Here is a 22231-nt window from a genome sequence, read left to right as displayed (position 1 = left end):
GCAGCGCAGCACGCGCGCCGGGCGTAATTTAAGCAGCATGTCCTGCAGGACTGCGGCGAATGATCAGCAGGTGGCGCTCGGCATCCAGCCCCGGCACCGTGAGTGGATGCACCTCGCTCAGCGCCCATCCGGCAGGCAGCACGGCAAGCTCATCGGCCGGATGCACGCCCTTCATCGCGTACAGCGCCCCACCCTCGGCCACCAGGTGACCGGCGAGATTGACGAAATCGGCCAGGCTGGAGAAGGCGCGCGAAATGACGCCGTCGGCCGCGCCGCCCGGCAGGCGATCGGGCTGTACCTGCTCGACCCGCGCGTTGATCACGCTGAAGTTGCCCAGCTTGAGCTCGATCTTGGCCTGCTGCTGAAACGTCGCCTTCTTGTTGACCGTTTCCACCGAGCTCACCACCAGTCCACTGCGCACGATGGCCAGCGGAATGCCGGGCAGGCCGCCGCCGGAACCGATGTCGGCGAGCTTGCCCAGATCGCCCACCCAGGGCAGCACGGCGAGCGAATCTAGCAGGTGATGGGTGATCACTTCACGCGGATCGCGCAAGGCAGTGAGGTTGTAGACCCTGTTCCACTTCAGCAGCAGCTCACCGAACGCGAGCAGGCGATCGACGGTTTCCTGCGGCAGCACAAGGCCGAGCGCCGCGATGCCCTCGTTCAGTTCGCGGGCGTGGGAAGCAAGTGCGCCACTCATGCCAGCTTCCGTCCTTCGTCCGCACGCGCAGCCAGATCGCGGCGCTTGAGCCACACCAGGAGCAGCGAAATCGCCGCCGGCGTGATGCCCTGGATGCGTCCGGCCTGGCCGATGGTTTCAGGTCTGTTGAGGTTGAGCTTCTGCTGCACTTCCTTGGACAGCCCCCGCACCTCGGAGTAATCGAGCGTGGGCGGCAGCGGCGTGGACTCGGCCTGCAGCTGACGCGCCACCTCGTCGTCCTGGCGGTCGATGTAACCCTGATACTTGGCCGCAATCTCCAGCTGCTCGACCACCTGCAGATCGGCTTCCGGCTGCTCGGGCGCGCCCGGCAGGCTCATCAGGGCCGCATAGCTGGTTTCGGGCCGGCGCAGCAGTTCGAAGTAGCGGTACTCGCGCTCGAGCGGCTTGCCGAACACGCGGATCTGGTCTTCAGCCGGAATCGCATCCGGGCGCGCCCAGCTCGACTTGAGGCGGGCGGATTCGCGCTCGATCGCCTCGCGCTTGGCGCAGAAGGCCGCCCAGCGCACATCATCGACCAGGCCAAGCTCGCGGCCCCGTTCGGTGAGGCGCAGATCGGCATTGTCTTCGCGCAGCTTGAGGCGGTACTCGGCGCGCGAGGTGAACATCCGGTACGGCTCGGCCACACCCCGCGTGATGAGATCGTCGACCAGCACGCCGAGGTAGGCCTCGTCGCGACGCGGGCACCAGGGCTCGCGCCCCTGCACCTGCAGCGCCGCATTGGCACCGGCCAGCAAGCCCTGCGCCGCGGCTTCTTCATAGCCGGTGGTGCCGTTGATCTGACCGGCGAAGAAGAGCCCGCCGATGGACTTGGTCTCGAGACTGCTCTTGAGGTTGCGCGGATCGAAGTAGTCGTATTCGATCGCATAGCCCGGACGCAGGATGTTTGCATTCTCCAGCCCGCGGATGCTGCGCACGATGTCGAGCTGCACGTCGAAAGGCAGCGAGGTCGAAATCCCGTTGGGGTAGATCTCGTGCGTCGTCAGTCCTTCCGGCTCGAGGAAGATGTTGTGGCTGTCCTTGTCGGCGAAGCGGTGGATCTTGTCCTCGATCGACGGGCAGTAGCGCGGCCCCACGCCCTCGATCACGCCGGAATACATCGGCGAGCGGTCGAGATTGGCGCGGATGATGTCGTGGGTGCGGGCGTTGGTGCTGGTCATCCAGCACGGCAACTGCGCCGGATGCTGGCTGACCGAGCCGAGGAAACTGAACACAGGCTCGGGGTTGTCGCCCGGCTGCTCGCTCATCACCGAGAAATCGATGGTCCGTGCATCGAGCCGTGGCGGGGTGCCGGTCTTGAGGCGGCCCTGCGGCAGCGCGAGCTCCTTGAGGCGCTGGCCGAGCGACACCGCCGGGGGGTCGCCCGCACGGCCGGCCGAATAGTGCTGCATGCCGACATGGATCAGGCCGTTGAGGAAGGTGCCGGCGGTCAGCACCACGGTGGGGGCCTCGAAACGCAGGCCGATCTGGGTGACGACGCCGGTGACGCGGTCGCCGACCACGGTGAGATCATCCACCGCCTGCTGGAACAGCATCAGATTGGGCTGGTTTTCCAGCCGCTTGCGGATCGCCGCCTTGTACAGCACACGGTCGGCCTGGGCGCGGGTCGCGCGCACCGCCGGCCCCTTGGAGGCATTGAGGATGCGGAACTGAATGCCGCCCTCGTCGGTGGCCTGCGCCATCACACCGCCGAGCGCATCGACTTCCTTGACCAGATGGCCCTTGCCGATGCCGCCGATCGACGGGTTGCAGCTCATCGCCCCCAGGGTCTCGATGTTGTGGGTGAGGAGCAGCGTCTGCGCGCCCATGCGCGCTGCCGCCAGGGCAGCCTCGGTCCCGGCGTGACCGCCGCCGACCACGATGACATCGAAACGGGTGGGATAGAGCATGGCGCGCTCCGCGCAGTAAACCTTTTGGGAAGGGGCGAGATTCTACGCTTTCGTACCGCAAAAACCTAGCACCTGCATCCCATGTTCCACGAAATAACCATTTTTAAACATGGTTTTATGCTTCGTGACGAGACGGGTTCCGCAACTTCGTGCAGCGCTGTCGTATGCTCAGTCCGGGTTTGATGTGTCGTCGGAAAACTCATTGGCAATGCGCTTGAACGCGTCTTCCACGGCAAGGAAGGCATCCACGATTGCCGGATCGAAATGCCTGCCCCGACCGTCCCTGATGATCTCCGCAGCACGATCATGGGTAAAAGCGGGCTTGTACACCCGTCGGCTGATCAATGCATCATAGACATCGGCCACCGCCATCAAACGCCCCGGCAAGGGTATCTGCTCACCCTGCAGACCGCGCGGGTAGCCCGTTCCATCCCAGCGCTCGTGATGACTCAGGATCAGTTCGCGCGCAAGGCCCAGAAATGAACTGGTGCCGAGGCGCTCCTCGGCCACCTCAAGTGCCTTGCTGCCGTACAGGACATGCTGCTTCATCTCCTCGAACTCTGGGGGCGTGAGCGCGCCCGGCTTAAGGAGGATCACATCGCGCACGGCGACCTTGCCAATATCATGCAGGGGCGCGCAGCGAAAGAGCAGATCGATGGTCTCCTCGTCGAGGAACGTGCGATAGCCATCGAGTTGGCTCAGGTACTCGGCAAGCACCCGGACATAGCGCTGTGTCCGCTTGATATGGCCGCCGGTTTCCGAATCGCGGTATTCAGCCAGCGTTGCAAGGGCCTCGATCGTGACCTGCTGGGTCAGGGTCAGTTCTGCGGTGCGTGCCTGGACGAGCGCTTCGAGTCCCCGTTCGTAGCGCTTGAGCGCCAGGTGGTTGCGCACCCGCGCTTTCACCACCACCGGCTCGAACGGTTTGCGGATGTAATCCACCGCGCCCAGCGCGAGCCCATTGGCTTCGTCGCCGGTCTGATCGAGCGCGGTAATGAAAACCACGGGAATGTGCGCGGTCGCCGAATCACTTTTAAGTCTGCGGCAGACCTCGTACCCGTCCATGTCCGGCATCATGACATCCAGCAGAATGATGTCCGGCTGGGGCGAGGCATGGGCGATCTCCAGCCCTTTCCTGCCCGACACGGCGGCGTGCACGACGTAATCCGCGCGCAGCAACTGGCGCAGCAGTTCGATGTTCTCCGGGGTGTCGTCAACAACCAGAACGCTCTGCTTGTCCGTGCATTCGATGGTCATTTCATGTGCTTTTCAACGTGACCTGATAGCGTAACCCGAATCGGTGATCCAGGGCATCGGCCAGTTCGTCGAGTACGGGCAAGGCGCTTTCAAAGTCGAACGCCCGAACGCACTCGTCCAGTCGCGCCAGAGGCCCAATGCCGGATCCGAGCCCCGCCTGCAACGCATCCAGCTCTTCGACCGCATCGGTATTGCTGGTCGCCAGCAGCTGACGCAAGCGGTCAAGATGCACCTGCAGCGCGTCCCGGTCCAACGGCGCTGCGGGGGCATCCGGCACCGGCTCAAGCCGGCCCAGGCCATCGAGGACTTCCGACAGCGTGCGCTCGACCGCGCCAACACAGCGTTCGATGCGATCCCGCTGCGCTGCATGCCTGCAGGCCATCTCGAGCGTCGTCGCATCGGCTGCGAGCACGGTCGCGCCGATTGAGGCCGACACACTCTTCAGGGAATGGGCCAGGCGCGTTGCCGTCGCAGGGTCCTTGTCGGCGAGCGCAGCGCGGAATCGCGCAACGAAGTCTTGCTGCCCCTGCAGGAAAAGCCGCAGCAGTTTGCGGTACGTGCGCTCGTCGCCATTCGACACGGCCAGGCCCGCCGCCGCATCAATGCCAGGCAGGTTCACCGGAAAGGCTTCGCGCACCTCGCCGCCAGGCCTGACATCCATCCCCGCACCGACGCGAACCTGCGGATGAATCCACCTGGCCATCGTCATGAACATCTTGGCCACATCGAGCGGCTTGTCGATCTGGTCGTTCATCCCCACGCCAATCGCCTTCTCGCGATCGCCTGCCATGACATCCGCCGTCATCGCAATGACAGGCAAGTCCTTCCATCGCGGGTCCGAGCGAATCGCCCGAGTCGCCTGGAAACCATCCATCACCGGCATTTGCAGATCCATCAGCACGCCATCGAACGCTTCACGCCCCAGCCAATCCAGCGCCTCGCGCCCATTGTTGGCGATGCGGGTGGAAATCCGCGCGTTGGTCAGGAGATCGGTTGCAAGCTCCTGGTTGAGCTCATTGTCTTCCACCACCAGCACATGCGCGCCGCGCAGACGTTCGATCACCGCCCTGTTCTCGGCATCACGCATCGCCCGATGGGCGCGCAGCGGCACCTTGTACCCGTGGACACGCTGAATGGCGTCAAGCAGCGACGACGGCGTCACCGGCTTTGCGATCACCTCGTCCGCTGCGGCGTCCGCCGGCACTTCGCCAGGATCACGCGCGGTGACCATGATCACTTTTGGCTGCTGCGCATGAGGCCATTCGGCACGGATACGGCGCGTACATTCCAGCCCATCCATGCCGGGCATCACCCAGTCCATGAGTACCAGACCATACGGCGTGCCATCCCGGCACGCGGCGTCGATCTCGGCAAGGGCCTGTTTGCCGCTTGCGGCGGTGCGAACCCTGAAGCTCAGCAGCGTAAGCATGGCGCTCAGAATATCCCGCGCACTGCTGTTGTCATCGACGATCAGCACGCGCATGCCCTTGAGGTCGTCGACCGGCTGCAAGCGCTCATCCACGGCATCGGCCCGGCAGGGCAGCGAGATCGTGAAGTGGAACTCACTGCCCTGCCCTTCCACGCTGTGCACACCGATATGCCCACCCATCATCTCGACCAGGTTCTTCGAGATCGCCAGGCCCAGCCCGGTTCCGCCAAAGCGGCGTGTCGTGGAGGTGTCAGCCTGCGTAAAGTGCTTGAAGAGCTGGAGCTGCTGCGCCGGGCTGATGCCAATCCCGGTGTCGCGGACGGAAAACCTGAATGTTGCCCTCTGCGCGTGCGCTGCGACGCCGGTGTCGCCGGCTTCAGGCAGCCCGGGCTCACGGGATAGCACCTCAACCTTGAGCACGACCTCGCCAGACTCGGTGAATTTCACCGCGTTGTAGCCCAGATTGGTGAGCACCTGGCCAATTCGCAGCGGATCGCCAGCAAGCTGCTGCGGCACATCGGGCCGAACGTCCAGCAGCAGTTCCAGGCCCTTCTGCTCGGCCTTGAGGCCCACCACGTTGGCAAAATCGGTGAGCACATCCTGCAGACTGAACGGCACTTCCTCGAGCTCCAGCCTGCGTGCCTCGATCTTGGAAAAGTCGAGAATGTCATTGATCAGCCCCAGCAGCGACCCTGCAGAACGCTGCACCCTGACCAGATAGTTGCGCTGGCGCGGCGTGAGCTCGGACTCGAGCACCAGATGCACCATGCCGGTGACGACATTCAGCGGAGTACGGATCTCATGGCTCATGTTGGCCAGGAAGTCGGACTTGGCCTCATTCGCCGCATCTGCCGCCTGCCGGGCCTTCTCGAGCTCGATTTCACCCTCCTTGCGGGCCGTGATATCGAGCATCGCACCCAGCATGCGAACGGGCCGGCCAGCATCGTCGGACACGACCTGTACGATCTGTTCGACATACCGGCGCCCGCCCGTCCCCACCTGCACGATCCGGTGTTCGAACTGCAGCCGTCGTGACGGATCGTGCCACGCGCTCTCGAGCGCTGAACGCACCCTCTTCCTGTCGTCCGGATCCACCGCATCCAGAAAGCGCGCCCAGGTCGGTGCGACTGCGTCCGGTTCGAAGCCGAAAATGCGAAACAGCTCTTCCGACCACTGCTGCCGGTCGTCCTTGCGCGTCCACACCCAGCTCCCCAGATGCGTCATCTCCTGCGCGCGCTCGAGGATGGTCCTGCTCTCGGAAAGTGCCTCGGTCGTAGCCGACAGCTCTGCCGTGCGCTCGACGACTCTCGTCTCGAGTTCGCCCTGTATCTTGCTCAGTTCGGCAGTGCGTTCGGCAAATCCGCGCGCCAGCGCCTCGAGCTCGTCACCCGTGCCCAGCGGAGCGCCAAGCGCCTCAGCCGCTTCGTTGGAGGTCACGCGCCGGTAGAGCTCAAGAATCGGACGCGCGATGGAGTTTCCGATCCACGCCGAGACAAAGACCGCGATCAGGGTCAGCACGCCCCCCAGCAGCAACAGGCGCTGCGTGACCGCCCAGACCGCCGTGTTGCGGACGGATTCGGGCACACCGACCTCAACCTCCAGCCCAAGGTCACGCAGCAGGGGAGTCCGTGCGTCGGGCCGGAAGCGCTGGCTGATGTAGGACGGGCCTTCAACGTGATTGAATGCGATCAGCTCACGCTCACCATCAATCAGACGAAAATACGCTTGTGGAAGGTCGACCTGATTGCGCCTGCCGATTGCGCCAAGATCGAACTCGACGACAACTGCACCCTGCACGGTCTTGTAGAAGTAGATGGGTATGGCCACCACCAGACGGTCGGCTTCCGGCCGTATGAACAGGGCCCGGGTTCCGAGCGCCAGCGCGCTGCGCAATTCGCGCGAGGCGTTGTAATCGACGACGCCGCTATCGGTCTGGAACACCGGCCGGCCGTCGAAATCGACCAGCGAAAACACCGCTACATCGCGCCCTTCGGCAAAGTTTTCCGTCAGCTTCGGCAGGTAGGTGCTGCGCCCCTGCGCATCGACGAGGCCGTTGACGACGAGCTGGTTGTCGGCAAGGCGCTCAGTGTTCTCGACCAGATACGCGATCCGCTGCTCCAGCAGTGCCTGCGTCGACCTTCCCGCGCCCTGGAGCGTTTGCTGCATCTGATGCTCGATGTTGCCGTCGAGCAGCACCGCGACGAGCGCGGTCGCCAGAATCATGGTCGCAGCCACGAAGCCAGCAACCTGCAGCACCAGACGGCGCTTGAGACTGCGCCCGTGGTGCGCGCCGGAAGACGAAGCGGAACGTTCAGTATCCATCGCGGCGTGTGTCCGGATCAGTGCTCGGCACGCACGATTGCACCATTGCTCGCGTAACGTGCCATATGAAAGTTCTCAACCCCCATTGCGTCGTGGCGCCGGGGCGAGAAGGCCGGCGCATACCGTCGCACCGCGCCCTCGAAGGGTGGCAGGGATTCGAGTGCGCGTTGCACCGCGGCATGCTCGGTCGTCCCTGCCTGCTGAACTGCCAGCGCGAGCAGATGCACGCTGTCATACGCCTGCGCAACAGCCTGCGGCACCGGAACATCCTGGTTCCGGTCCAGCGCGTAACGGGCACGGTAGCGCTGCTCCAGCGCCCGGCTTGCGGCTCGGCTGTTGCCGATAAAGGTGAAGGTCTGGAAGAAGCTGAGATCCACCTTTGCCAAAGCATCGCTGTTGTCGCCCCAGAAATCGCCGCAGCTGATGCCCCAGTGCGACACGACGCGCGTCAGCATGCCACGCTCGGCCAGGCGCTTCACGATCCGCCCTCCCTCATCGGGCGCAGCGATCATCATCAGCACGTCTGCGCCCCCCTGTTCCACCCGGGACAGCTCCAGCTCGAAATTGGTCTCTCCGCGATTGAAACTCTCTGCCACCACGAAATCGAGTCCCCGCTGCTTGAGCTGCGCGCGCATCGACTCAAGGTTGCCGCGTCCCCACAATGAGTTCTCGAACAGAATGGCCGGCCGCTTGCCATGGCGCAGTACGTGCTCAATCACGAAAGGTGCAACCAGCGTATCGGAAGCAGACACGCGAAATACCGGATCGCCCGCGCGATCCTGGGCAATCACCTCCTCGGCAGCCGCCCAGGGCACGACGAAGGGCAAGCCGGCGCGGCGCACGACATCGCCTTGTGCCACCGCGACGCTGGCCTGCACGCCGCCAAGCACACCGACTACATCCGGACGGGAAGCGAAATATTCCATGTCGCTCACGCCCAGGCTTGGCAAACCCTTGTGATCGCGTGCAATCAGTTTCAGCTTCCTGCCCAGCACGCCGCCGGCAGCGTTGATCTCGTCGATCGCCAATGCCGCCCCGCGCCTGAAGCCCAGACCGGCGCTGCGACACTCCTGCGAGAGATCGGCATCCAGCCCAACCACAATTTCATCACCGCGACCATACTTGCGATCGAGCAGCTCCTCGGACAGGGACAGCACATCGGCGCCGATCACCTCCTCGAAAATGCCCGGAATGTGCTCGGTCGCAGCCGCAAACTGTGCACGCTCCTGTGCGGTCAGCTGGTGGATCGAGACACCCGACAGCCGAATGGTCTCGAGCAGCGCCTCCTCGCGTCGATGGGTTTCGGCGCGCTCCCAGGGCGTCAACTCGCGCGCGGTGTCGATCAACAGCGCCTGTTCGCTTGCGGACAGGCGGTCAAACACCTGCGCACTGATCATGAAGATGTATCCCAGATACCCGTGGCTGCTCAAGGTCAGGTGCGACTGCACATCGTGCAGGCCCATGCTGACGATCGCCACCAGGGGATTCTCCTGGCCATCCACAGCCTGATCGGCCAGCGCCTGGCGGGTCGCATGAAAGTCGATCGGAATCGAATGCGCCCCGAAGGCATGGAACTGTTCCATCAGCAGGCGGCTCTTCATGATTCGGATATTCATGCCTTCAAAATCGGCAGGGCTGCGCAGCGGCCTGTTTGCAGTGAAATGCTTGAATCCGTTTTCCCAGAAGGTGACGCCGATCAGATCAATGTCGCGCAACTTCCCGAGCAGAATTCGACCAGGCTCGCCGTCGAGCATGTCGTACAGGTCTTCACGCGCAGGAAAATAGAATGGCAGGTCTGCGTACTGCAGGGCCGGCAAGGACACGCTCACCTTGGCTGTCGGGGTCAGCAGGATGTCGAGTTCGCCACGACGCGCCATCTCCAGCATCTGATCGTCGGTGCCGAGCTGCTGGGCGGGAAAGACCTCCACCTGCAGCTGTCCGCCGCTTCGCTCGGCAACAAGCGCTGCAAAGCGCGCCGCCGCCTGATGCAAGGCACTGTCTTCGGGAATGTTGTGTCCGAAACGCAGCACATCGATTGCGGCAGGAGCCGCGTCATTGCTCAAGACGGGTTCGGACTCGTCGCGGTACACCAGCGATGTAGCAAGGAACAACGCGATCAACAGGATCAGCCCGATGACGGCTGCAACAGGACTCTTGAACATGACACCACTCCGGCCGGGACGACACATGCACACCGCATCTCGCCCGACAAAATCCCTATCAGCGCCAAGGTTATCACCTTATGTATAACAGTCGCGGGAACATTCTCACGCAGTGCATTCGATCAGCCAGGGTACTGAGGACGCACACGAACGGCCGCCACCACCCCGGCAATCAGCAAGGCAATGCCGGCCAGTGTCAGCGGCTCCGGCCAGACGTCGCGCAGGATGAAGGCGTAGCTCAGCGCAGCAAGGGTTTCGAACACGATCAGCTGGCCCACCATTGCCGTGGGCAGACGCTGGCTGGCCTGATTCCAGCACAGCGTGCCGAGCCAGGAAGCGAGCAGCGCAATCGCGAGCATCAGACCAAGAAAGAAGGCCGGTCGCGGCCCGAGCGGCATCGGAAAGCTGCTGTCGGAAAGCGCCATTCCACCCCACAGCAGCACGGCGCCCCCCAGCGCCAGCGGCAGCGTGGCCAGTCCCTGAGCCGTCGCCCATACGCGCGGGCTGCGGTCGGGATGCTCGCGCAGCCAGTCCGCATTGCGGATCGGATACCAGGTCCAGCACACCACCGCGCCCAGGCCGAGCACGCCCCCCACGATGTAGCGCCCGGTGTCGGCATCGGCGTCCGCCCGCAATGCGTTCAACTCCACCTGATTGACACAGGCAATCCCGACGGCGATCACCAGCAGGGGCAAGGCCAGTCGCGACCACGGCAGGCGCCCGTCCCGATCGCCGTTACGCAGGTTCGACACGATGGCGATCACCACCGGCAAGGTGCCGATCAGCATCGTCGGCAAGGGGCCGCCGGCGCGCTGAATCGCACTGGACAGAAAGAAGTAGTAAAGAAGGTTGCCGATCGCCGCCAGCTTGAGCGCATCCTTCCAGTCGGCACGCGTCAGCCGCGCCAGCCCCCGGCGGTCAATCCACGCCAGTGGCAGTGCAATCAGACCAAAGGCTAGATAACGCCCCACCACCTGCAAGGCCGGAGGGTATTCCTCCAGCAGCATGGGGCCGACAAATACCAGACCCCACAACAAACCTGCGCCGAGGGCGTACAGGACACCGAGCCACATGAGGAGCATTCCGCTTCAATGAATTGCGGCAGTGTCCCGCTTTCGAGTGCATGCGTCTTGTATCGGATTGCGGTTTGCTCAGCACCGCACCTGGCGCTGATATTTCGCCGGCGTCACCCCGTAGCGGCGCGAAAAGGCGCGCGTCAGATGCGCCTGATCGGACAGGCCGACCGTCACTGCCACCTGGGCAGCAGTCACGCCGGTCGCCAGCAGGCGCTTGGCCTCGGCCAGCCGCAGCGCCATCAACATCTGGTGCGGACTCACGTGGTAGCAGGCCTGGAAACTTCGCAGAAAATGATAAGGGCTCAGATCGGCCACAGCGGCAAGCTCGGCGAGCGAAACCCGGGCGTCCAGGTTCGCGTGCAGAAAGTCGATCACGCGGGCAAAACGTGGCGCACCTTCGGCGGGCAATGGCTGCGACACCTTGGCGTGGCGCCGGAATGCCCCCAGCAGATCGAGCATCAGACCATCCGCCTCGAGCGTCTCATCTGCGCGCCACAGGGAATCGAGCAGCGTTCCAACCCGAGCCGCCGTCGTCGCGTCGTGGAACACCGCATCGCGGAACCACCATCCCGTTTCACCGGTGATCGTCTCCACCACGGCCGCGTCGACATAGATCATCCGGTAGCGCCATCCGCCTTCGGTTTCGGCACGCCCCGTATGCAGTTCGCCGGGATTCATCAGCACCAGCGACCCGGGGGGCGCCAGGTGCTCGCCACCGCGGTAGCGGAAACGCTCAACACCGGATTCGATCGCGCCCAGCCCGAACCCGTCATGCGCATGCGGCTCAAAGGCGTGTCGCACGATATGCGCGCGATAGCACTCGACGCCGTCGAACTGCGCTGGACGCCGGAACTCTGCGGCATCGCGCAGATCGTCAAATTTTGTCGGCACACCTTCCATCGCCTGAACATAGCACGACCGCGCAAAACGCCACTCAGGTCACGCCCGGTCCAGGCGGCAGAATAGAGTTGGAACGTTGCCTTACGGGACACCGGTGAGGCGCAGTTTCAGTTGCTTCCGCGCGGCCAGGCTACTCGGCAACATCGAGGCATTCGTTGACACCACTATTGGAACCGCTTGCCTAGATCCGCTCAGCAAGCCCCCGCGCACTGCTCAGCCATTGCTGACGCTGCGCCTCGCTGGCGTCGCGAAGCGCCCCAAACGCTCTCACTCGCACGGGGCGGATGCCACAGAACTCAAGCGTGGTCTTACGCAGTTGGTGAATCGCCGGCATGCGGTAGCCCCACTTGAAATACCACGGCGGCGTATCCATCGTGACGATGATATCGGCCGACCTGCCTTTTAGGAGTTGATCCGGGAATATCGCTCCGGCCCTGTAGCTGAAAGCAAATCCCGGCAAGAACACACGGTCCAGAAAGCCCTTGAGCAACGCCGGTACACTTCCCCACCACACAGGACAGACTACACAGAGATGCTCCGCCCACTCGATCGCGGCCTGTGCCTCGACCAGATCGGGCTCGAGCACCTGCACGCGCTTGTACCCCTCATGCAGGATGGGGTCGAACTCAAGCTCGCCCAGACGCAAGTGACGCACCTCATGGCCGGCCGCGCTGGCGGACTCGATATAGGCCTTTGCGAGCCCCGCGCAAAAGCTGTCGTTCGAAGGATGGCCCAGAATGACCAGCACGCGTTTTCCCATTTTGTATCCCTTTTGCGCAAGCTAATCGGACCACCATCCTGAACCTTGCCCCAAGGGGCAGGGTCAAGCAGCTTCGCTGCGATCCATTGCTGGCACGCCGCAGTCGCCAAACTCGGAATCGCGTTGAAGACAGGCGCGGATCTCGACTGCGATTTCACTCAGCTTGAGATCGAAGCCGCGCAGGCGTTCGATCTCCTCGCGCAGGAGCGCCTGACGCCGCCCGATTCGGTCGAGTAGGCCGCTCCAGTTGGGCGCGCCACGGGACGCCCCCAGAACAGGGAGTACATCGGCCAGGCGCAGGCCAAGCGAGAGCGCCTGACGGATCAGGAGGATCTGGCGGGCGTGATCCATCGAGTACAGCCGATAAGTCCCCGCGCGCGGCACTGTGCCGAGAAGGCCAAGCGCCTCATAGTGTCGAATCGCCTTGGGCGATGCCCCTGTCCGTTTCGCAAGCTCCCCGATGTACATACCCCTGCTCCCCTACCCGTCACGTAGCCTTGCGGCTCCGAATGATTCCAGATCGCTGTCACATGCATGCCAGCCAGTGTTAGCAACTGCGGTCCGGGTGGCCCGCGACGACTCACGTCGCCCCCGGCCCCAATGGAAGCGCAGTCTTGTCGATCACCCGGCGCAGGACGAAGCTCGAGTGCACGCCCGTCACGCCCGCAATGCGGGTCAGGCGGTTGAGCAGCAGCTCCTGGTAGGCGTCCATGTCGGCCACCACCACCTTGAGCTGATAGTCGGCTTCCTGACCGGTAATCAGCAGGCACTCTAGGACCTCGGGGATGGCTGCAACCTGCGACTCGAAATTGACGAAGCGCTCTGGCGTATGGCGGTCCATCGAAATGTAGATCAGCGCCATCAGCGACAGGCCGAGCTTGCGCGCATCGAGCATGGCGCGATAGCCGGTGACCAGGCCGGACTCTTCCAGCGTGCGCACCCGGCGCAGACAGGACGAAGGCGACAGGCTGATGCGGTCGGCAAGGTCCTGATTGCTGATACGGCCTTCGTCCTGCAACACCTCGAGGATCTGGCGGTCGTAGCGGTCGAGCTGCATGCAATGTCTCCGATCGCGTTTCAATCGGCAGATTCTTGCATCAAACCCGAGCTCAATGCAGTGGATGGCGTAAAAATGACCGGCCCGGCCAACTGCGGCTCAGCCGGGATCACACCCTCTCGGCAGATCGCGTTCGGCGGCAGTGACAGTAGACGAACTGCTGAACCGCACCCGAGGGCGTCGCGTGTGCCTCCCGTTCATGTGCGAGCAGTTCGAACGGTGCGCCGAACGTGGCATGCAATTCACTGGCGCTGTAGCGCATCACCGGCAGCCCGCTGCACTTGGTTGGCCCATCTTCGGCAAAGGTCGCGACGATCACATGGCCATCCGGCTTCACCACCCGCAATACCGTCTCGATATAGGCGCGGCGCTCCTGCGCCGTGGTCAGGAAATGAAAAACCGCGCGGTCGTGCCAGATGTCGATGGAATGACTGGGCAGATCGGCGTTCGTGATATCCGCCGCCACCCAGTTGATCGCGTGCGCAGACGCGCCGAGCCGTGCCCTGGCGACCGCAAGCGCCGCTTCCGAGAGATCAAGCACGGTGAGTGCCGAATAGCCCTCCCGCAGCAAATCGTCGACCAGCGTCGACGCTCCGCCGCCGACATCCAGCACCGCTGCCGATCGCGGCAGGCCGGTCTCGCGGATGAGGCGAAGGGAACGCAGCGCGTGGTCCTGAAACCAGCTCACGCCTTGGGCGGGAACGTCCGAGTAGACCTTCTCCCAGTGCGCCCGGGATTGCATTGACTGAGCCATTGATCACCTGTCCGTGTTAGATCAGATCGAGCGGGATTTTCAGGTAGCGCACCCCGTTGCTCCCCGGGGCCGGCAGCTTGCCTGCGCGGACATTCACCTGTATCGCGGGCAGCATCAGCTGCGGCAGATCCAGCGTGGCGTCGCGCTGCGTTCTCATGGCAATGAACGCCGGCTCGGTGATGCCATCCCTGACATGAATGTTCTGTGCCCGCTGCTGCGCCACGCTGCTGAGGCTGCATGCCTCGCGCCCTGCCGTCGGGTAGTCATGGCACAGGTACAGGCGAGTACTGGCAGGCAACGACAGCAGACGGCTGATGGAGCGGTACAGGGTGGCGGCATCGCCCCCCGGAAAATCGCATCGTGCCGTGCCGACATCGGGCATGAACAGCGTATCGCCGACGAACACCGTGTCGTCGCCGACCCGGTAAGCGATGTCGGCTGGCGTGTGTCCGGGCACATGCAGCGCCTGCGCCGGAAGCGCACCGATGCTGAAGCACTCGTCCGCCGCAAAGAGGTGATCGAACTGCGTGCCCTCGCAGCTGAATCCCGCCCCCAGATCATAGACGTCGCGAAACACCTGCTGAACCTCGCGAATACGGGCGCTGATGCCCACCTTGCCGCCGACGATGCTGCGCAGATAGGCCGCGGCAGACAGATGGTCGGCATGCGCATGCGTTTCGAGCAGCCACTCGACCTTCAGCGCGCGGGCGCGCACGAAGTCGATGATCCGGTCGGCGCCGCTGGTGGAGGTGCGCCCCGAAACCGGATCGAATCCAAGCACCGGATCGATGATGGCGCATTCGCTGCCGACACCGGCGTACACGACGTAGCTGAACGTACCCGATGCGGCGTCGAAGAATGGCTCTGCCAGTGGCTTCACGAAGAATGTCCTGGTGATTGAAGGGAGATGGGCACGGCCCAGGGCCGACGGATCGAAGGCGAACGAGCGGATCGGTGGCACGTGATCCGCACCACCGATCCGCTCCGCGAACAGGCGTTGGTCAGTAGGTCTTGTACGGCAGGAACTTGCCGGACATGGTGATGCTGACGCGGTCACCGGCGGGGTGGGGCTCGCGCTGCAGATCCATCTTGAAATCGATCGCGGACATGATGCCGTCACCGAACTCTTCGTGGATGAGCTCCTTGAAAGTCGTGCCATACACGCTGATCAGTTCGTAGAAACGGTAGATCAGCGGATCGGTCGGCACGGCGGTGGGCAGCGAACCCTTGTAGGGCACGGCCTGCAGCACGGGAATGGCCTCGGGCGGCAGCGCGAAGGTGTCGGCAACGATTGCGGCCTGTTCCGCGGTGAACGCCATCTGCCCCAGACAGGCCGAGGTGACCCACTCCTTTGCCAGACCGATCTTTACGGCCACATCCGCCCACTTGATGCCCTTGGCAATCTTGGCGGCCACGATCATTTCGGTAACGTCATTGCGGTTCATGTGATCTCTCCTTGAGGAAACTACTGATTAACAACTTTCTTGAGCTGCGGGGCCGGACGTGCGGATTCGGGCGCCAGTGCGCCCTGTTGCTCCTCGGCCAGCCCCGGGCGCACCACGGGCGGGTGTTTCGGGTCGTACTGGGCGAGCTCGCCGCCACCTGCATAGTCCTTCGATCGATTGACGAGGAAGTCGACCAGGTGATTGCGAATCCGGTAGTACTGCGGGTCGTGATGCATTTCGGCGCGGGTGCGGGTGCGCGGCATCGTGATCTCGACGATCTCGGCAACCTTCGCCAGGGGACCGTTGCTCATCAGGATCACCTTGTCGGCGAGCAGGATGGCTTCGTCCACATCGTGGGTGATCATGAAAACGGTCTGGTGCGTGGCCTGCACGACCTTCAGCAACTCGTCCTGAATGGTGCCGCGGGTCAGTGCATCGAGTGCGCCGAAGGGCTCGTCGAGCAGCAGCATCTTGGGCTGGATCGCAAACGCGCGGGCGATGCCTACGCGCTGCTTCATGCCCCCGGACAGTTCGGCCGGCTGCTTGTGAATGGCATGCCCGAGCCCGACCATTTCGAGGTATTCGGTGCAGTGTGCTGCGATCTTCGCCTTCGACCAGTCCGGCCACTTCGACTTCACCGCAAACGCCACGTTACCGAGCACCGACATCCAGGGCATCAGGGCGTGGCTCTGGAACACCACCCCACGGTCCAGGCTCGGCCCCTTGACCTCGCGGCCATTCATGATGACCACGCCGCCCGAAGCTTCCTCGAGGCCGGCAAGCACATTCAGGATCGTCGTCTTGCCGCAACCCGAATGTCCGATGATGCAGACAAACTCGCCCTTTTCGATGGAAAAATGAATGTCTTCGAAAACCGGCGTACCGATCTTTCCGTCACTGGTCGGATAGGCCTTTTTGAGGCCTTCCACGCTGAGATAATGATTGGTCATGGCATCAGTCCCGGTAGGTGACCATCTTCTGCAACACACCGAAAGCGAAGTCGAGCAGCATGCCGACGAGGCCGATCATGGTGATTGCAAAGATCACGTTAGGCAGGGCGAGGTTGTTCCACTCGTTCCACACGAAATAGCCGACCCCCGTTCCGCCGACCAGCATCTCGGCTGCGACGATGACGATCCAGGCAATGCCCATCGAGATGCGCATGCCGGTCAGGATGGTCGGCGCTGCCGCCGGCAGGATGACCTGGAAGGCCTTGCGCATCGGCCCCACTTCGAGCGTGCGCGCCACGTTGATCCAGTCGCGCCGCACCGACGCGACACCGAACGCGGTGTTGAGCAGCATCGGCCACATCGAGCAGATGAAGATGACGAAGATGCCCGATACGTCGGAGTCCTTCAGCACGTACAGCGCCAGCGGCATCCACGCCAGCGGCGAGATCGGCTTGAGTACCTGGATGAAGGGGTTGAGCGCCCGCGTCATCAACGGCGACATGCCGATGATGAATCCAAGCGGCAGGGCCACCAGCGTGGCGAGGAAGAATCCCGCGCCGACGCGCATCAGCGAGTAGGCGATCTGGATGCCGATCCCCTTGTCGTTGGGGCCATTGTCGTAGAAGGGGTCGGACAGGAAATGCACGAAGGTGCGCCCGACCGCCGACGGCGTCGGAAAGCCCTCGGCCTTGCCCGCGCCTTGCCCCATCAGGGCGGCGTATTCCGCGTCGGCGGCGGACACCGCTACGTTGTCCGACGGCAGCGTCGCGTAATGCCAGATGCCAATGAAGCAGGCAAAGAGCACGAGCGACAGCAGTGCGGCACGAATAGGCAGGTGCTTGTTCATGGCCGCACCCCCTTGCCACAGGGTGAAAGGACGTCTGCCCATCCGTGCTGACGGGACAGTTCCGGCGCATCCGGGCGGATGTTGAGTCGTTGCGAACTGGCTGACATGATGGTCTCTCTGTTATGGAGTGGGTCCGGCCTCACGCCCCGGCTGAAAGGCCTTTCAGGTAGGCCTCGGGCTGCGCAGGATCGAACTCCTTGCCCAGAATCATGTGCTTCTTGTAGGTCTGCGCCGGCGCCTCCAGCCCAAGCTCGGCCATGCGCTTCTTCGCATCGGTGGCGAGATACACGCGCTCGGCGATGTCCTGGTAATTCACGTCGCCCTTGATGTAGCCCCAGCGCTTCATCTGCGTCAGCATCCACACCCCCATCGAATGCCAGGGGAAGGGGTCGAACGCAATCCGGTTGGGCTCGCTGAGCACACGCCCCAGACCATCGGCATAGCGCCCCACCAGCACCTGCTCCACGACGGTCTGCGGCTGGTTGAGATAGTTCGCCGGCGCGATCATCTCGGCCACGCCCTTGCGGTTCTCGGCCTTGTTGACGTATGCGGTGGCACGGATGATCGAGCGCACGAGCGCTGCGAAGGTGTTGGGGTTCTGGTTGACGAAATCCTCGGTCGCGGCGAAGGCGCAGCACGGGTGGTTGTCCCAGATCTGGCTCGTCAGCAGGTGAATGAAGCCGACCTTCTCATAGACCGCACGCTGGTTGAACGGCTCGGCGACGATGAAGCCGTCGAGGTTTCCGGAGCGCATGTTCGCAACCATGTCGGGCGGCGCCATCACGCGCAGTTGCACATCCTTGTCCGGGTCCAGGCCATGGGCGGCAAAGTAGTGACGCAGCAGGAAGTTGTGCATCGAGTAATCGAACGGGATCGCGAACTTCATGCCCTTCCAGTTGCGGGGGTCGCGATTGTTCTTGTGCTTCACATGGAGGGTGATGGCGTTGCCGTTGATGTTCTCCATCACCGGCATCACCATCGGTGCCGCGGTCGAGCCTGCACCGAGCGAGATCGCCAGCGGCATTGGCGACAGCATGTGCGATGCGTCGAATTCCTTCGCCAGCACCTTGTCGCGCACAATCGCCCAGCCTGCCGTCTTCTGCAGCGTGACGTTCAGCCCTTCACGACCATAGAAGTCGGCGGCGCCGGCAAAGATGATCGGCGTCGCGCAGGTGATGGGCAGGAAGCCCACCGTCAGATCCTTCTTCTCCAGCGGCCCGGCCTTCTCCAGCGTCATGGCCTGGAGGTCGGAAATCGGCATCATGCTGGCAATCGCGGCCATCGCCGCATTGGCGCCAACCGCCTTCAGGAACCGGCGACGGGTCGCGTCCTGCGGGAACAGCGCACGCACCAGCGCGGCTTCAACAAAATCGGTGGAGAGGCTTTCGGCCTTCTCGCCGCGCAGGCTGCGCGCGCGTGCCGCTTCGGCATCATGTTCGTGCTGGCTGCCATGCTGACCACAGGAGCAGCGACCGAGTGCGACATCGGCCGCATAGGGGCGATAGAGGTTTTCGTCTTTCATGGCTGGGCACCTTTTCTCTGGAAGGGAAAAATCTGTTGTCGTTCGAATGCTGGCGGCGTCAGGCAGCAAGGCGCTGGCGCAGACTACCTGCCTCCAGCCTTGCCACCACCTCACCGTTGCGTCGCTGGTTCATGCGCAACATGTCGGCGGTTTCCTCGACCACCACCCACTCCCCGTCCGCGCAGGGCAAGCCATGCACCACGACCGGAAGCGATTTGGTTTTGAGCCGTATCACGGGTTGAACATGCGCATAGCCCGGGTGCTGACGGCCAAGCAGGTCATGCGCAATGGCGGCGGCCTGTTTCGCGATCGGTTCGATGAAGCGGCAGGGCATGCCGGACAGGCTGACGCAGTCGCCCAGCGCATACACGTCGCTGGCACTGGTTTGCATGCTGACCGGATCAACCACGATGCCGCGCTCGAACTCGAGCCCTGCAGCGCGCGCAATGCGGTCTTCGGTGACCAGGCCGGTGGCCGCGACAACCTCGTCGGCGTCGATGCGGAGGCCGCCGGCAGTGACGATGTGCTTGCTGCCATCCGCCGCAGGGGTGACCGAAGCGACCTGCGCCGATCCAATGAATTCGACACCAAGCGCTTCAAGACTCAGGCGCAGGCGCTCGCCGGCGAGCGGCGGCAGCAAGGCCGCCAGCGGCGTGGCCTGCAGGTCGAGCAAGGTCACGGCGTGGCCGGCACGGGCAAAGTCTTCTGCAAGTTCGCAACCCACCATCCCGGCGCCGACGATTGCAACACGGCGCTTTCCCGATACCAGCCTGGCGCGCAGCCCCGACCAGCCCGCAAGGTTGTTGACCCGCCAGCACACATCGGCAGGCAGGGCGGCAGGCAACGCAGGACGCGCGCCCTGTGCAAGCACCAGTTTCGTGAATTGCAGCGTTCCACGGGACGTCCGCAGCTGGTGCAGCGCGGGCGACAGGCCGACCACGCAGGTGTCGGCCAGCAAGCGCACACCCAGACGCGCGGCCGCAGCGGCAGCACTTTCGCGCACCAGATCTTCAGGTTCATACCCCCGGCTCAGCGCAATCGAGAGCTCCGGCTTGTGATAGCGATCGGCGTGACAGGCACTCACCAGCGTGATTCCGATTTCGGGATCAAGCGCGCGAACCGCCTCCGCAACCGACCAGCCGGCAATGCCGGCACCGACGATGACGACACCCGCAGTGCGGGAGACCGCGACGGATGCACATGCCGGGCTTTCCATCTCGAGTCCGGCGTACGGCTCGAAATCGTTCTTCATGACCCCGCACAGCGGACACTCCCAATCGTCGGGGATGTCCTCGAAGCGGGTTCCGGGCGCCAGCCCGCTATCGGGGTCTCCCTTTTCTTCGTCGTAGATCAGGCCGCAGGCGCGGCAGATGAATTGCTTCCACGCGGATGTCGATGCGCTCATGCCGGCATCTCCTCGCGCGACAGACGATCCATCTCCCAGCGCAGATGCTTGATCGCGGGGGTCACGATGGCAACGAAGTGCGCCTCGCGGATGCGGCGCTGAGGTGCTGAACTCATCAGGTAGCCGCGCGCGCCCTGATGCATGAGGGCGGACTGCGATGCGCGCAGCGCGAACTCGGCACCCTGGGTGCGGGCGTCGAGCACATCGAGAAGATAGTCCTTGCTCCCGTCGTAGGGCGTCAGCGCAAGCTTCGCCACCCGCGCGCCAAGCTCGTCGAACTCGGCCTGCAGTTGATCGGGGCGGTCGTGCAGGAAGCTGTTCACATGCCCAAGCAGCGGCTCCACCTCCCTCATCGAATCGATACTGCCCTGCGCCACCCCCACCGCGATACCGGCCTGAAGCAGCACGAAGGCTGCCCGGATGCGGGCGATGAAGGGCTTGGCGGGGTCGGCGATCATGTCGTCTTCGCCAACAAAGAGATTGTCGAGACGGACACCCCAGGTGCTCGTGCCCTCCATGCCCGAAAACTCCGGACACGCGCGCAGCACGACGTCTTCGGTGCAACGCAGCATGAACATGATCTCGTGCGAACGGCTGCCGTCGTCACGATAGACCGCTGCAATCGCGCCACAGTACTGCCCCGGGGCAATGTGGCTGACCCAGGGCAGCGCGCCGCTCACCCGGTAGCCACCGGCCACCTTGGTGGCACGCAGCAGCATCTTCTCGATGCCGGCGAGCGCCTTCATCGGGTTGGAGAGTGCCGTCCCGCCGAAGGTCTCGCCGAGCGTGTGAGCGCGCAGCATCTCGCCAGTCAGCGCCGGATTGCCCGACTGCTCCATGTACAGGCCACATACATCGTGAGCCCAGGTCAGGAACCCGGTCGATCCGCAGCTGCGGCTGATTGCGCGCATCGCGTCGATGGCGAGGCCATAGCGGCATCCGCTGTCTTCAAGGTGGGCGCCAAACGCCCCGGCCCGGCCGAGTGAGGCCATGATCTCGAGCGGATAGTGGCCTTCGTGATCGATACGGTACGCCGCATCGGACAACGGACCGTTTGCAACCGCAGTCACGCGTTCCATGACCTGTGCATCGGTCCACGACGGTTCGAACACAGATTGGCTTTCATCGGCAGGATTCATGGCTTTTTCTCCGGTTAAGGCTGGCAGGACGAGGCGTGGGGCCCTCAGTCGGCCAGGCCGATGGTGAAAGGAATCGGGTTGCGCATCGTGTTCGCGACCGGCGAGTAGTAGTTCGCATGCTTGACGATGTCGTCGAGCTCTTCGCGGCTGGCGTCGCCCTCGATCACGACCTTGACCCGGATGTCCTGGAAACCCATCTCTTCGGGCTTGCGTTCCGCGCCGCCGGCACCCCAGGCGGCCGTATTGCCGATATCGGCTTCGAGAAAGACCTCGAGGCGCGACAGCTTGACCTCACGATGGGTGGCCACCGCCGTGATGCCGACGCTGAGACAGCCACCGAGCGCGGAGAGGACGATTTCGCCCGGTGCCGGAGCGGTGTTCTCGCCGAACAGGTGCAGGGGCTCATCGACCACCACCGGGTTATGGATCCCGACAAAACTCCACGAGCGGAACTGGCCCTGCATCACGGTATGAACCTTGTTGGTACCGCGGCGCTCGGGGTTCTCGCGACCCGAAGCGGCGAATTTCAACAGCCCGTCGCGATCGATCGGGCGAAGCTGGGTTTTGACGGTTTGGGGGTTGAGGGTCGTGGTCGTCAA

The 22231-nt window shown here is 63.7% G+C and carries 19 protein-coding genes; all 19 read right to left on the bottom strand.

Going from position 1 to position 22231, the window contains the following annotated elements; genetic code table 11:
* Window positions 1-28 precede the first annotated feature (28 nt).
* On the bottom strand, window positions 29-700 hold the full coding sequence (rsmG, locus tag CEW83_RS15065; RefSeq protein WP_108950065.1) for a 16S rRNA (guanine(527)-N(7))-methyltransferase RsmG: 672 nt from the start codon (window positions 698-700) through the stop codon (window positions 29-31).
* A complete protein-coding gene (mnmG, locus tag CEW83_RS15060; protein WP_108950064.1) occupies window positions 697-2607 on the bottom strand; it encodes a tRNA uridine-5-carboxymethylaminomethyl(34) synthesis enzyme MnmG in 1911 nt (636 codons plus the stop codon). The genes rsmG and mnmG overlap by 4 nt, the downstream gene beginning before the upstream one ends.
* 168 nt (window positions 2608-2775) lie before the next feature.
* Window positions 2776-3864: an HD-GYP domain-containing protein gene (locus CEW83_RS15055; RefSeq protein ID WP_108950063.1), complete on the bottom strand. Its 1089-nt coding sequence runs from the start codon at window positions 3862-3864 to the stop codon at window positions 2776-2778.
* A 1-nt stretch (window position 3865) separates the two neighbouring features.
* Window positions 3866-7615 carry a response regulator gene (locus tag CEW83_RS15050; protein WP_108950062.1) on the bottom strand — a complete coding sequence of 1250 codons (3750 nt, stop codon included), beginning with the start codon at window positions 7613-7615 and terminating at the stop codon, window positions 3866-3868.
* 17 nt (window positions 7616-7632) lie between these two features.
* Complete coding sequence (locus tag CEW83_RS15045) at window positions 7633-9777, bottom strand: DctP family TRAP transporter solute-binding subunit (RefSeq protein WP_159099470.1); 2145 nt, start codon at window positions 9775-9777, stop codon at window positions 7633-7635.
* A gap of 122 nt (window positions 9778-9899) precedes the next feature.
* Window positions 9900-10850: a DMT family transporter gene (locus tag CEW83_RS15040; protein WP_108951450.1), complete on the bottom strand. Its 951-nt coding sequence runs from the start codon at window positions 10848-10850 to the stop codon at window positions 9900-9902.
* Window positions 10851-10928: 78 nt separating this feature from the next.
* Complete coding sequence (locus tag CEW83_RS15035; protein ID WP_108950060.1) at window positions 10929-11753, bottom strand: AraC family transcriptional regulator; 825 nt, start codon at window positions 11751-11753, stop codon at window positions 10929-10931.
* 181 nt (window positions 11754-11934) lie between these two features.
* A complete protein-coding gene (locus tag CEW83_RS15030; protein WP_108950059.1) occupies window positions 11935-12513 on the bottom strand; it encodes an NAD(P)H-dependent oxidoreductase in 579 nt (192 codons plus the stop codon).
* A gap of 63 nt (window positions 12514-12576) precedes the next feature.
* Window positions 12577-12981 (bottom strand): MerR family transcriptional regulator, encoded by a 405-nt coding sequence (locus CEW83_RS15025; protein ID WP_108950058.1) that lies wholly within the window; start codon window positions 12979-12981, stop codon window positions 12577-12579.
* A gap of 112 nt (window positions 12982-13093) precedes the next feature.
* Window positions 13094-13570, bottom strand: a complete 477-nt coding sequence (locus tag CEW83_RS15020) for an Lrp/AsnC family transcriptional regulator (RefSeq protein WP_108950057.1) — start codon at window positions 13568-13570, stop codon at window positions 13094-13096.
* 109 nt (window positions 13571-13679) lie between these two features.
* A complete protein-coding gene (locus CEW83_RS15015; protein ID WP_234418849.1) occupies window positions 13680-14324 on the bottom strand; it encodes a class I SAM-dependent methyltransferase in 645 nt (214 codons plus the stop codon).
* Window positions 14325-14340: 16 nt separating this feature from the next.
* Window positions 14341-15204, bottom strand: coding sequence for an MBL fold metallo-hydrolase (locus CEW83_RS15010; protein WP_108951448.1), 864 nt, complete (start codon window positions 15202-15204; stop codon window positions 14341-14343).
* A 121-nt stretch (window positions 15205-15325) separates the two neighbouring features.
* Window positions 15326-15769: a cyanase gene (gene cynS, locus CEW83_RS15005; RefSeq protein ID WP_108950056.1), complete on the bottom strand. Its 444-nt coding sequence runs from the start codon at window positions 15767-15769 to the stop codon at window positions 15326-15328.
* 20 nt (window positions 15770-15789) lie between these two features.
* Window positions 15790-16719: an ABC transporter ATP-binding protein gene (locus tag CEW83_RS15000; protein WP_108950055.1), complete on the bottom strand. Its 930-nt coding sequence runs from the start codon at window positions 16717-16719 to the stop codon at window positions 15790-15792.
* A gap of 4 nt (window positions 16720-16723) precedes the next feature.
* A complete protein-coding gene (ntrB, locus tag CEW83_RS14995; RefSeq protein ID WP_108950054.1) occupies window positions 16724-17566 on the bottom strand; it encodes a nitrate ABC transporter permease in 843 nt (280 codons plus the stop codon).
* 139 nt (window positions 17567-17705) lie between these two features.
* On the bottom strand, window positions 17706-19088 hold the full coding sequence (locus tag CEW83_RS14990; protein WP_108950053.1) for a CmpA/NrtA family ABC transporter substrate-binding protein: 1383 nt from the start codon (window positions 19086-19088) through the stop codon (window positions 17706-17708).
* Between the two features lie 58 nt (window positions 19089-19146).
* Window positions 19147-20493 (bottom strand): FAD-dependent oxidoreductase, encoded by a 1347-nt coding sequence (locus CEW83_RS14985; RefSeq protein WP_108950052.1) that lies wholly within the window; start codon window positions 20491-20493, stop codon window positions 19147-19149.
* Window positions 20490-21632, bottom strand: a complete 1143-nt coding sequence (locus CEW83_RS14980; RefSeq protein WP_108950051.1) for an acyl-CoA dehydrogenase family protein — start codon at window positions 21630-21632, stop codon at window positions 20490-20492. Before CEW83_RS14980 ends, CEW83_RS14985 begins: the two co-directional genes overlap by 4 nt.
* A gap of 44 nt (window positions 21633-21676) precedes the next feature.
* Entirely contained in the window at window positions 21677-22231 is a 555-nt protein-coding gene (locus CEW83_RS14975; RefSeq protein WP_108950050.1) for an OsmC family protein, read from the bottom strand.

The sequence above is a fragment of the Parazoarcus communis genome (assembly GCF_003111645.1).
In the GTDB taxonomy this organism is placed as follows: Bacteria; Pseudomonadota; Gammaproteobacteria; order Burkholderiales; family Rhodocyclaceae; genus Parazoarcus; species Parazoarcus communis_A.
The sequence above is the reverse complement of the archived record's forward strand: the minus strand, read 5'-3'. Positions and strand labels throughout refer to the sequence as shown.